The following is an 11,912-nucleotide window of genomic DNA, read 5'->3' as shown; positions in this document are numbered from 1 at the left end:
GAGAGTCAGGGCGAACGACTTCAGCCGCTGTCGCCGAAGATTGCTCTAAGTATTTGATTTTGAGCGGTTTGTGCGAGACGGCGGGGCGCCTTACGAAGGCGGCCGTCATGGTCTGTCGATTCTCTCCTGACCGGTTGCCCGGAGCCCAGAGAGCCATGGAAGAATTTTACCGCATCCGCCGCCTTCCGCCTTACGTGTTCGAGCAGGTCAACCGGGCCAAGGCGGCCGCGCGGAATGCCGGCGCCGACATCATCGACCTTGGCATGGGCAACCCGGATCTGCCGGCGCCGCCGCATGTGCTGGAGAAGCTCAAGGAGACGCTCGGCAAGCCGCGCACCGACCGTTACTCGGCCTCGCGCGGCATCCCCGGCCTGCGCCGGGCCCAGGCCGCCTATTACGCCCGCCGTTTCGGCGTGAAGCTCAACCCCGACACCCAGATCGTGGCAACGCTCGGCTCCAAGGAGGGGTTTGCCAATGTGGCGCAGGCCATCACCGCGCCGGGCGACGTCATCCTGTGTCCGAACCCAAGCTATCCGATTCACGCCTTCGGCTTTTTGATGGCGGGCGGTGTGATCCGCTCGGTGCCCTCGGAGCCGACGCCGCAATTCTTCGAAGCCGTGGAGCGGGCGATCGTGCATTCGATCCCGAAGCCGCTGGCGCTCGTGGTCTGCTATCCCTCGAACCCGACCGCCTATGTCGCGAGCCTCGACTTCTACAAGGACCTCGTCGCGTTCGCGAAGAAGCACGAGATCCTGATCCTGTCCGACCTCGCTTATGCCGAGGTCTATTTCGACGAGAACAACCCGCCACCGTCGGTGCTCCAGGTGCCCGGTGCGATCGACGTCGCCGTCGAATTCACTTCGATGTCGAAGACCTATTCGATGGCCGGCTGGCGTATGGGCTTTGCGGTCGGCAATGACCGTGTGATCGCGGCGCTCGCCCGCGTCAAATCCTACCTCGACTACGGCGCCTTTACGCCGGTGCAGGTCGCCGCGACTGCGGCGCTGAACGGTCCCCGACGATTGCATCAAGGAGATGCGCGATACCTACCGCAAGCGCCGCGATGCGCTGGTGGAATCGTTCGGCCGGGCGGGGTGGGAAATCCCGCCTCCGGAAGCCTCGATGTTCGCCTGGGTGCCGCTGCCGGAGGCCTTCCGCGGTATCGGCAGCATGCAGTTCGCGACACTGATGGTGGAGAAAAGCGGCGTCGCCGTCTCGCCTGGCGTCGGCTTCGGCGAGCATGGCGAAGGATACGTCCGCATCGCCATGGTGGAAAACGAGCAACGGATCAGACAGGCCGCGCGCGGCGTGCGCCGCTTCCTTGAAAGCGGCATCGAAACGTTGCACAACGTGGTTCCACTCGCCAATCGGCGCTAAGCTTCTCTTCGGCAGGTTTTCTAAGACATCATGGTTGCACCCCTGAAAGTGGGCATAGCGGGGCTCGGCACCGTGGGCGCCGAAGTTGTCCGTTTGATTGAGACACAGGCACGCCTGCTCGCGGGCCGCAGCGGCCGCGGCATTCGCGTCGTCGCCGTCACCGCGCGCTCGAAGGCGAAGAAGCGCGGCATCGAGCTGCGTGATGTCGAATGGGCCAGGGATCCGATGGCGCTTGCGACGCATCCCGAGGTCGATTGCTTCGTCGAGCTGATGGGCGGCGCCGGCGATCCCGCGCTCTCCGCGGTCGAGGCTGCGCTCAATGCCGGCAAGTCGGTCGTCACCGCCAACAAGGCGCTGCTCGCCAAGCACGGCATCAAGCTGGCGAAAGCCGCTGAAGCGCGCGGCGGTGCGCTGAATTTCGAGGCAGCGGTCGGCGCTGCGATCCCTGTCATCAAGACGTTGCGCGAAGGTCTTGCCGGAACCGGCATCAACCGCGTCTACGGCATCCTCAACGGCACCTGCAATTACATCCTGACCCGGATGGAGCAGGAAGGCCTGTCTTTCGCCGAATGCCTCAAAGACGCGCAGCGGCTCGGCTATGCCGAGGCCGATCCGTCCTTCGATGTCGATGGCCACGACACCGCGCAGAAGCTCGCGATCCTCGCCAGCCTCGCTTTCGGCACGAAAGTTGCTCAAAGCGCGGTGTATGTCGAAGGCATCTCCTCCATCGCTCCGGAAGACTTACGCGCCGCCGCCGATCTCGGCTACCGCGTCAAGCTGCTCGGCGTTGCCGTTCGCACCGCCAAGGGCATCGAGCAGCGCGTGCATCCGACCATGGTTCCCAAATCGTCCTCGATCGCGCAGGTCATGGGTGTCACCAATGCGGTCACGATCGATGGCGAGGGCATTCCGCCGATCACGCTGGTCGGCCCCGGTGCGGGCGGTGCTGCCACCGCATCCGCCGTGGTCGCCGACATCGCCGACGTTGCGCGTGGCATCCGCGCCAACCCGTTCGGCCGTCCGATCGCGCAGCTCCACGACACCAAGAAGGCGCCGATGGAGCGGCACGAAGGCGGCTATTACATCCGCCTCCTGGCGCGCGATTTCCCTGGCACAGCGGCTGCGATCGCGACCCGGCTCGCAGAGCAGAAGATTTCGATCGAGTCGATCGTGCAGCGTCATCCCAATGGCGGCGCCGCATCGAGCGACGGCAAGGCGGTCCCCGTGCCCGTCATCCTGATCACCTATGCCACGCATGAGGACGCCGTGCGTCGCGCGCTCGCCGCCGTGCAGAAGGACAAGGTGATCAGCGGACGGCCGCAGGTCATACGGATCGAGAAGAACTGAGGCGGTTCGAACGAACTGCGGGCGTTGCGAGTTGATGCGGACAGAGATCTCTGTCCAAAACTGTTTCGAAGGAGTGAGCCGATGTCGACCCATATTTCAGTCCCGCCGCATGCGTTGCTTGAGCGCATCCTCACGCTGGAGATCGTGCGGGTGACGGAGCGGGCAGCGGTGTCTTCGGCGCGGCTGCGCGGGCACGGTAACGAGAAGGCGGCCGACCAGGCCGCCGTCGACGCGATGCGGCGCGAGCTCAACAAGCTGCCGATCCAGGGCACCATTGTGATCGGCGAGGGCGAGCGCGACGAGGCGCCGATGCTCTACATCGGCGAGCAGGTCGGCCTCAAGGCCGGGCCCGAGGTCGACATCGCGGTCGACCCGCTCGAAGGCACCACGCTGTGCGCCAAGAACATGCCGGGCTCGATCGCCACCATGGCGATGGCCGATGGCGGCACGTTGCTGCACGCCCCCGACGTCTACATGCAGAAGCTCGCGATCGGTCCCGGCTACGACAAGGGCGTCGTCGATCTCGATGCCTCGCCCGCCGACAACGTGCTCCGTCTCGCCAAGGCCAAGGGCGTCAAGCCGGAAGGCATCACCGTTCTCGTGCTCGATCGTCCGCGCCATGCCGACATCATCGCGAGCGTGCGCTCGACCGGCGCTGCGGTGCGCCTGATCACCGACGGCGACGTCGCCGGCGTGATCCACTGCGCCGATCCTGATAACACCGGCGTCGACATGTATCTCGGCACCGGCGGTGCGCCGGAAGGCGTGCTCGCGGCCGTGGCGCTGCGCTGCATCGGCGGCCAGATGCAGTGCCGCCTGATCCTCGATTCCGACGAGAAGCGCGAGCGCGCCGCCAAGATGGGCGTCAACGATCCCAAGATGATCTACGGTATCGAGGACATGGCGCGCGGCGACTGCCTGTTCGCCGCCACCGGCGTCACCACGGGCTCGCTGCTGTCAGGCGTGAAATTCCGCAAGGACGGCGTGATCGAGACCGAGACGGTGGTGATGCGCTCCGTCACCGGCACCGTGCGCTACATCAAGGCCGAGCACCGCGAGCTCGCGAAGTTCCATCTGGATTGACGCGGTCTGTCATTCCGGGGCTCGCGAAGCGAGAACCGGAATCTCGCGCCACAACTTCCGGATTCCGGGCTCGCGACTTCGTCGCGTCCCGGAATGACAACGATAAAAAAGGGAGCGCGCATGTCCGATCTCACCGCCGTCAAAGCCCTGGTCTTCGACGTGTTCGGCACGGTCGTGGACTGGCGCACCAGCCTCATCACCGACTTCATGCGGTGGGCGAAAGGCCGCGGCATCAGCGCCGATTGGACCGCGCTGGTCGACGGCTGGCGTGGCATGTACGTCGCCTCGATGGACGATGTGCGCAAGCATCCCGAGCGCGGTTATGTCATGCTCGATGACCTGCATCGCCGCTCGCTGGAGAAGCTGGTCGAGAAGTTCGGGATAAAGGGCCTCACCGACGCCGATCTCGATTACCTCACCAAGGGCTGGCATCGCCTCAATCCCTGGCCGGACAGCGTCGCCGGCCTGACGCGTCTGAAGACCAAGTTCGTGATCTCGCCGCTGTCGAACGGCAACGTCGCGCTGCTCACGAACATGGCGAAGTATGCCGGCCTGCCGTGGGACCTCATCATGTCGGCCGAGCTGTTCGAGCATTACAAGCCCGACCCCGAGACCTATCTCGGCGCCGCAAAGCTGCTCTGCCTCAAGCCGCAAGAGGTGATGATGGTTGCAGCTCACAACGGCGACCTCGCCGCCGCGCAGAAGAACGGGCTCAAAACGGCGTTCGTGGCCCGGCCGACCGAGTATGGCCCGCTTCAGAAGATCGATTTCGAGGCCACCGGCAATTGGGACATCGTCGCCAAGGATTTTGGCGGAGTCGCCGACAGGCTGGGGTGCTGACCTAGTTCAGCGCGAGCTCGCCGTTTCGCCGGCGCCCGCGGAATAGCCGCGCGCTTTACTTCGTGATCGGCGTTGTCAGCTCGGTCTCGGCGGTGTCGACCACGAAGACGGCCAGCAGCTTCGCAGGCTCGGTGTCGCTGGCATTGCTGCTGACGGCATGGCGGTCACCGGGCTTCTCGAAGAAGTTCTCGCCCTTCTGATAGACCTTGGCGGGCTCGTCATTGACCTGGCTTCGGATCGCGCCTTCCAGCACCGTGGCATAGATGAACGCGGAGCGCGCATGCGTATGCGCCGGCGAGGCGCCTCCGGGTCCATATTCGACCAGCACGCCCTTCATGCTCTTGCCCGGCGCATTCGGCAGTGCGTGGTCGAACACCACCGTCACCTTGGCCGACTTCGCTGCAGACTGCGCCTCCGCCGCGTGCGCCGTCAGCACCAACGCGGCGAAAGCCGCCGCTGCGATCATGAGTCTGCGCATGGAATGTCCCTCATTGCCGTGGTTGCGTGCGATCACGGATCCTCAGGCCGTTGCCAGCCATGTGGCGAGCGGCGTCTTCCCGAGACGCGCCTCGCCGAGTGGGACCAGCGAAGTGTCCACGATAGGCGAGCCGTAATATCCCGCCTTCGCGTCACCCACCACGGGACGGCTGTCCCCGGCCGCTTTCAAGCGGCGCGCTACGAATTCGTTGAATGGCGCCTTCTCGGGCCCCGCGATATCGATCGTGCCGTTCAGCGGCCGGCCCGTCGCGACCTCGGCGAGGACAGTGGCCACGTCGTCCGATGCGATCGGCTGAAACGCCGCTGACGGGACGACGATCCGCCCCTCGGCCGCGCCCGACTCCGCGATCGCGCCGAGGAATTCGAAGAACTGCGTGGCGCGCACGATCGAGTAGGGCACCGATGACGCCTTGACGATGGTCTCCTGCGCGAGCTTGGCACGGAAATACGCGATGTCCGGCGAGCGATCGGTGCCGACGATCGACAGCGCGACGTGATGTTTGACGCCCGCTCCCGCTTCTGTCGCCGCGAGGTTATTGCTCGACCGCTGGAAGAAATCGAGCACCGCGGCCGGCTCCCAGGACGGTGCATTGGCGACGTCGACGACGACGTCGGCGCCCGCCAGCGCCGCGGCGAGGCCTTCCCCGGTCACCGCGTTCACGCCCGATTTCGGCGAGGCTGCGACGGCCTCATGGCCCTTCTGCCTGAGCTTCGCCACGAGCTTGGATCCGATCAATCCGGTCCCACCGATCACGACGATCTTCATGGCATGTCTCCCTGGCATTCGTGCGCGAGAGAATCATCAGGTCAGCTGGCCTGACGCTCTCAAGAAATGATGCGAGGGGTACTTTACGCCTGATCCGGCGGGAGCTCTTGCCTGGAACGGGCCAGACTTACCGAAAAATGCTCCAGACCGATCATCAGCCGGACGGGCCGATCGTCTGATCATCTCCAATCCGAACGCGATCTCGGACTGAATTCCTGGAGCCGGCGATGTCCACGATCCGTCTTCATCGAACCACCTCGGGACCATCGGCAGAAGCGTTCTCGACCAAGCGTTCGAAAACTCCGTCCAGGAGATCGAAAGCCGGAACGTCATTTCCTTTCGCTTCGGAAGAGTCGCCGCTTAATCGAAAAGCCGCGACCGAATTGTACCGAGAGCAATGTTCTTATTGTACCGAGATGTGTATCGGCTCATAGTCAGATCAATCTGAACATTGCACCGGGTTCGCCCGGGACTTCGGAGCTCACGAAAATGACCGTCAGTTATCTCGACCTCTTTCTCGGATTTCTGGGCTTGGTGTTTGGCGTGCCCTCGGCGCTGCCCGGCCTGTTCTTCCGGCGCGGGGAGAGCTCACGCCGACGGGCTTCGTAGAGAAAGCGAGCGGTGGGCAGCCCAAATCGTGTCGGAGATGCCGATATGGAATTGACGATCACCACCGTCCTCATCGCCTTCGCCGGCGTCTTCCTGATCTGCTTCATGAAAGGCGCGTTCGGCGGCGGCTTCTCCATCGTCGGCATTCCGCTGCTGTCCTTCGTGATGGATCCGGTAACCGCCGGCGGCCTGCTCGCCCCCTTGTTCATTGCGATGGACCTGTTCGCGCTGCGCTACTGGAAGCCCTCGACCTGGTCGAAGCCGGATCTCGCGCTGCTGCTGCCGGGGCTGCTTGTCGGAATCGGGCTCGGCTATGGCCTGTTCCGCGTGCTCGACCATCGCGCCGTCGCGATCGTGATGGCGCTCGTCACCCTGATCTTCGTCGGGCTGTGGTTCTTCAGCGATCCGAAGGTGATCATCCGTCCGCGCTCGAAGCCCAAGGCGGTCGCCGCCGGTCTTGCTTCGGGTGTCACCACCATGGTGGCGCATTCAGGCGGACCGCCGCTCGCAATGTATCTGCTGCCGCTCGGCCTCAGTAAGGAAGTCTATGCGGGGACGACGAGCCTGTTCTTCACCATCGGCAACGCCACCAAGGCGGTGCCGTGGCTGCTGCTGGTTCGTCCCAGCGGCAACGTCTGGACCGTGATGGCGATCTGCCTGTTCGCCATTCCCGCCGGCGTCTGGCTCGGCTGGCGTCTGCACGGAAAGCTCGATCAGCAACAGATCTACCGCGCCTGCTACGGATTGCTCGTGGTCACTGCGCTCAAGCTGTTGTGGGATGGCGTCTCCGGCTATCTCGCGTGAGACGGAGAGGGCGTCTCACGCGATCTTCAGCGTGAGCTCGCTACCTTCGGTTTCGGCAAAGCCGGCCTGCAACACCTCCTCGCGCTTGTGGCGCAGATGCGCGCGCAGGATGTGGGAGAGGCCGGCGCCGTCCCGCCGCTGCAGCGCGTTCAGGATCGCTTCGTGCTCCTTCACCGCGAGCGCCCAGCGCTGCGGCGTCATCGGCGTGACATAGCGCGCACGGCGGATGCGCGCGGTCACGGAGGCATAGACCGCCGTAAGCGCGGGATTTCCCGCCGCGTTGACGATGGCCTCGTGAATGGCCCGGTTGCCGCGATAGTACTGGATCAAATCACCCTCGCGATAATGCCGTGCCATCTCCTCATGCGCGGCCGCGATCTCCTCGATCCCGGCTTCGCTGATGCGCTCGCAGGCGAGCTCGCCGGCGAGCGCCTCCAGGCCCTGACAGACCTCGAACAGGTCGCGCATGTCCTTGTCAGTCAGCTTTGCCGCGCGCGAGCCGCGATGCGGCAGCAGCTGCACCAGCCCCTCAGCGGCGAGCACCTTGAGCGCCTCGCGCAGCGGCGTGCGCGAGATCTGGAGCCGCTCGCACAGCTCTCGCTCGGGTATCCGCGCGCCCGGCGGGATCTCCCCGTCGAGCAGGATGGCGCGGATGCGGCCGACGACCTCCTCATGCAGCATCGGAACTACTCCAGTTTGAATGCAAAAATGCAAATATGCGCCGAGAACGGTAAATTCCCGCTTGATAATCACAGATTTTGCATTCAAAACGGTAAAAGACAAGAGGACGTGAGGAAATGGACCAGGCGGTCGAGGCGGATGACCTCGTTTTCGAATGCAAAGACGGCATCGGGCGGATCACCTTCAACCGCCCGCAGGCGCGCAATGCCTTCACCTTCGCCATGTACGAGCGACTTGCGGCGATCTGCGAGGAGGCCAACCGCGATCATGCGATCAAGGTGCTGGTGTTGCGCGGGGCCGGCGACAAGGCTTTTGCCTCGGGCACGGACATCAACCAGTTCCGCGAATTCAGGACGCCGCAGGACGCGATCGACTACGAGAACCGGATCGACCGGGTGCTCACCACGCTCGAGCAATGCCGCGTGCCGACCATCGCTGCGATCAACGGCTTCTGCACCGGCGGCGGGGCGGGTATTGCCGCGGCCTGCGACCTTCGCATCGGCACGATGAGCACCAGAATCGGATTTCCGATCGCCCGGACGCTCGGCAATTGCCTGTCCATGTCCAATGTCAGCCGTCTTACCGCATTGATCGGAGCCGCGCGTGTCAGGGATCTGATCTTCACCGCGCGCCTCGTCGATGCCGCCGAAGCCACCCGCGTCGGCTTGCTTGGCGAGGTCGTCGACGACATCGCAGCGCTCGACAAGCGCGCCGACGAGGTGGCCCGGCTGCTCGCAAGCCATGCGCCGCTGACGCTGACCGCAACCAAGCAGGCGGTCGCCCGGCTGCAAAGGCCGCTGACTGGGGACGAGGGCGAGGACCTCATCCTGATGTGCTACACGAGCCAGGACTTTCGCGAAGGGCTCGATGCTTTCCTCAACAAGCGCGCGCCGCAGTGGCGCGGGCAATAGGACGCCCCCGATGCAAAGCTCGCAATCCCCCTCTCGCCGTTCCGGACCGCTCGCTGGCCTCAAGGTCATCGATCTCACCCACGTCATGGCGGGACCGACCTGCACCCTGATGCTCGCCGACATGGGCGCCGACGTCATCAAGATCGAGAAGTCGCCGAACGGCGACGACACCCGCCATTCGGTGCCGCCCAAGATCGGCGACGAGGCAGCCTCCTTCCTGATGATGAACCGCAACAAGCGCGGCATCGTGCTGGACCTCAAGACCGACGGCGGCAAGCAGGTGCTGCGGCGGCTGATCGCCACCGCCGACGTGCTGGTGGAGAATTTCGCGCCAGGCGCGATGGAGCGCCTCGGCTTCGGCTATGAGGAGCTGCACAAGCAGCATCCCTCGCTGATCTATTGCTCTCTGTCGGGTTTTGGTCGCACCGGTCCCTACAAGCATCGCCGCGGCTTTGACCTCGTCGCGCAGGCCATGAGCGGCATCATGAGCTTCACCGGCGAGCGGCCGGATGGACCGCCCGTCAAATGCGGGCCGCCGCTCTCCGACATCACCGCCGGCCTGCTCGCGAGCATGGGCATCTTGGCCGCCTACACGCATCGCCTGAAGACCGGCGAAGGGCAGTGGGTCGAGACCTCGCTGTACGAGGCTGCGCTGGTGCAGACCTATTGGCAATCGACGATCGCACTCGCCGCCGGCACGGCGCCGCGCGCGATGGGCTCGGCCCATCCGCTCAACGCGCCGTATCAGGCCTTCGAAGCCTCCGACGGCTGGCTCGTGGTCGGCGGCGCCAACAAGAAGCACTGGCTGCTCATGCTGGAAGCCCTCGGCGCGAGCGAGCTCGCCGCCGATCCGCGCTTCGTCAACGGTGCCGACCGCATGGCCAATCTGAAGGAGCTCGAGGCGGTCCTGAGCGAGCGCTTCCGCACCAAGCCGCGGGCGCATTGGCTCGCGGCTCTCGACGAGAAGGGCGTGCCTTGCGGGCCCGTGCACGACATGCTGGAGGCCTTGAGCGATCCGCAGACGCTGGCGCGCGAGATGGTGGTCGAGGTCGAGCATTCCACCCTCGGCCCCGTCAAGACGATCGGTCTTCCCGTCAAGTTTTCGGAGACCCCGGGCAAAGTGCGCTCAGGCGCGCCGGTCTATGGTGAGCATACGCGCGAGGTGCTGGCCGAGCACGGGTTCGACCAGACGCAGATCGAAGCGCTCGAAAAAGAAGGCGCAATCGTTTCGGCCTTGGAAAGGCGCGAGGAACGCGTCGCCTGACCGAACGTCGATACGACAAGAACAAAGACAAAGATCAGCTGGAGGAAATCATGGGTCGGACGTCAACATTTCTGCTCTCCGCAGCCGCGGCCGTGCTCGCCGGCACGATGCCGGCGCTCGCCGCCTGGCAGCCGCAAAAACCGATCGAGTTCGTGGCGACCGCCGGGCCGGGCGGCGGCACCGACAATCTCGCCCGCGCGGTGCAGAACATCATCACCAAGTACAGGCTGACGGAGCAGCCGATCGTCGTCGTCAACAAGGGCGGCGGCAGCGGCGCCGAAGGCTATGTCTACGGCAAGGCCTCCGCCGGCGATCCCTACAAGGTGATCTTCGGCACCTCGAACGCCTGGCAGCAGCCGCTCGTGTCCAAGGTCGCCTTCAACTACACCGATCTCACCCCGATCGCGGCGATAGCGCAGGACGAGTTCCTGCTCTGGGTCAAGCAGGACGCGCCCTACAAGACTGCGGGCGACTATCTGAAGGCGGCCGCGTCCGGCGAGTTCAAGATGGGCGGCGCGCAGTCCAAGGACACCGACGAGGTGCTGACCCGCATGATCGAGAAGGTCGGCAAGGTCAAGCTGACTTACATCCCCTTCAAGAGCGGCGCCGAGACCGCCGTGCAGCTCGCCGGCGGACACCTCGATTCCCACGTCAACAATCCCAGCGAAAGCGTTGGGCAATGGCGCGGCGGGACGCAGCGACCGCTGTGCGTGTTCAGCCCGAAGCGCCTGCCGCAAGGGCCAAAGGTCACCGCGACGGAAGGCTGGAGCGACGTTCCGACCTGCGTCGAGCAGGGCCTCGACATCAAGCAATATGAGCAGCCGCGCACCGTATGGCTCCCCGGCAAGATCACGCCGGACCAGGCCGCCTACTATGTCGACCTCATGAAGAGGGTGCAGGCGACGCCTGAATGGAAGGACTACATCGAGAAGACCTCGCAGGTCGATACTTTCCTGACTGGCGCCGAGTTCGACAAGTTCATCAAGGAGGACCTCGAGCACGTCAAGCAGGTCGCCGGCGAGCAGGGCTGGCTGGTGAAGTGAGGCGACCATCGTGCCACAATCTCCACTGTCGTCTCGGCGAACGCCGGCACCCGTACCGCGTGATCTCTCGATGACGGTTGATCGTCGTACCGATGTGGCTTCGGGGCGTCGTCAAATTCCTCCCTGGGATTTTGGGTGCCGGCGTTCGCCGGGACGACCTGTAGTGGTGGGTAAAACACGCCATTCGACTGGAGCACTCGATGATCTCGCGCCGCGCGCTTGAGCTTGCGACCGCCGCTCTCACCGGCAGCTTCGGTGTCGCCGTCGTCGTCTCCAGCCTCGACAACGGCATCGGCTGGTCGAGCGCGGGCGTGGACGCCGGCACGTTCCCGTTCCTGACCGGCATCATCATCGTTACTGGGAGCCTCTACAATCTGGTGCGGGGCGTGCTGCCGGTTGCCTCGCTCGCAAGCGTGCCGATCGCGATCACGGGAATCGAGCTGCGCCGGCTCGCCGGCCTGTTCGTGCCGGCCGCGATCTTCGTGGCCGCCATCCCGCTGCTCGGCCTGTATCTCTCCTCGGCGGGTTATGTCTTCGCGGTGCTGGCGATCCCCAGACATCAATCCGTGCCGCGCGCGCTCGCCATGGCAGCGACCACGGCGCTTGCGCTCTATGTCGTGTTCGAGCGCATGTTCCAGGTCAGCCTGCCACACGGCGCGCTGGCCGTTGCGCTCGGCTTGTGAGGGGAG

The 11,912-nt window shown here is 64.8% G+C and carries 11 protein-coding genes and 1 pseudogene; 9 read left to right on the top strand and 3 right to left on the bottom strand.

The genetic code is table 11. From position 1 onward, the window contains the following. The first annotated feature begins 155 nt into the window (after positions 1 to 155). From ACVWY3_RS11950 to ACVWY3_RS11935, 4 genes and pseudogenes are all read left to right on the top strand, one after another. Positions 156 to 1,377 (top strand): annotated as a pseudogene (locus ACVWY3_RS11950) (LL-diaminopimelate aminotransferase). A 30-nt stretch (positions 1,378 to 1,407) separates the two neighbouring features. Continuing rightward, entirely contained in the window at positions 1,408 to 2,724 is a 1,317-nt protein-coding gene (locus ACVWY3_RS11945; RefSeq protein ID WP_456838618.1) for a homoserine dehydrogenase, read from the top strand. A gap of 81 nt (positions 2,725 to 2,805) precedes the next feature. Beyond that, entirely contained in the window at positions 2,806 to 3,807 is a 1,002-nt protein-coding gene (gene glpX, locus ACVWY3_RS11940) for a class II fructose-bisphosphatase (protein ID WP_456838617.1), read from the top strand. A 120-nt stretch (positions 3,808 to 3,927) separates the two neighbouring features. Continuing rightward, on the top strand, positions 3,928 to 4,647 hold the full coding sequence (locus ACVWY3_RS11935) for a haloacid dehalogenase type II (protein ID WP_456838616.1): 720 nt from the start codon (positions 3,928 to 3,930) through the stop codon (positions 4,645 to 4,647). 55 nt (positions 4,648 to 4,702) lie between these two features. Here ACVWY3_RS11935 and ACVWY3_RS11930 read toward each other — a convergent pair whose 3' ends face one another. Together ACVWY3_RS11930 and ACVWY3_RS11925 are read right to left on the bottom strand one after the other, a co-directional pair. Further along, a complete protein-coding gene (locus ACVWY3_RS11930; protein ID WP_456838615.1) occupies positions 4,703 to 5,125 on the bottom strand; it encodes a cupin domain-containing protein in 423 nt (140 codons plus the stop codon). A gap of 42 nt (positions 5,126 to 5,167) precedes the next feature. Then, positions 5,168 to 5,911, bottom strand: coding sequence for an SDR family oxidoreductase (locus tag ACVWY3_RS11925; RefSeq protein WP_456838614.1), 744 nt, complete (start codon positions 5,909 to 5,911; stop codon positions 5,168 to 5,170). A gap of 654 nt (positions 5,912 to 6,565) precedes the next feature. Between ACVWY3_RS11925 and ACVWY3_RS11920 the strand changes: the two genes are divergently transcribed. Next, complete coding sequence (locus tag ACVWY3_RS11920) at positions 6,566 to 7,324, top strand: sulfite exporter TauE/SafE family protein (protein WP_456838613.1); 759 nt, start codon at positions 6,566 to 6,568, stop codon at positions 7,322 to 7,324. 15 nt (positions 7,325 to 7,339) lie between these two features. Here the strand turns inward: ACVWY3_RS11920 and ACVWY3_RS11915 are convergent, their stop codons facing one another. Further along, a complete protein-coding gene (locus ACVWY3_RS11915) occupies positions 7,340 to 8,005 on the bottom strand; it encodes a GntR family transcriptional regulator (RefSeq protein ID WP_456838612.1) in 666 nt (221 codons plus the stop codon). 116 nt (positions 8,006 to 8,121) lie between these two features. On the opposite strand from ACVWY3_RS11915, the gene ACVWY3_RS11910 reads away from it, so the two are divergent. The 4 genes from ACVWY3_RS11910 to ACVWY3_RS11895 all read left to right on the top strand — a co-directional run bounded on the left by ACVWY3_RS11910 (position 8,122) and on the right by ACVWY3_RS11895 (position 11,906). Then, a complete protein-coding gene (locus ACVWY3_RS11910; protein WP_456838611.1) occupies positions 8,122 to 8,916 on the top strand; it encodes an enoyl-CoA hydratase/isomerase family protein in 795 nt (264 codons plus the stop codon). Positions 8,917 to 8,926: 10 nt separating this feature from the next. Beyond that, entirely contained in the window at positions 8,927 to 10,180 is a 1,254-nt protein-coding gene (locus ACVWY3_RS11905; RefSeq protein WP_456838610.1) for a CaiB/BaiF CoA transferase family protein, read from the top strand. A 50-nt stretch (positions 10,181 to 10,230) separates the two neighbouring features. Continuing rightward, the gene (locus ACVWY3_RS11900; RefSeq protein ID WP_456838609.1) at positions 10,231 to 11,223 is read left to right on the top strand and encodes a Bug family tripartite tricarboxylate transporter substrate binding protein; all 993 of its coding nucleotides are present in this window, start codon (positions 10,231 to 10,233) and stop codon (positions 11,221 to 11,223) included. A gap of 200 nt (positions 11,224 to 11,423) precedes the next feature. Further along, the gene (locus tag ACVWY3_RS11895) at positions 11,424 to 11,906 is read left to right on the top strand and encodes a tripartite tricarboxylate transporter TctB family protein (RefSeq protein WP_456838608.1); all 483 of its coding nucleotides are present in this window, start codon (positions 11,424 to 11,426) and stop codon (positions 11,904 to 11,906) included. Positions 11,907 to 11,912: the final 6 nt, after the last annotated feature.

The organism is Bradyrhizobium sp. USDA 4486, from assembly GCF_054057995.1.
Note: the sequence above shows the minus strand (reverse complement) of the source record. Positions and strands in the feature narration are given on the sequence as shown.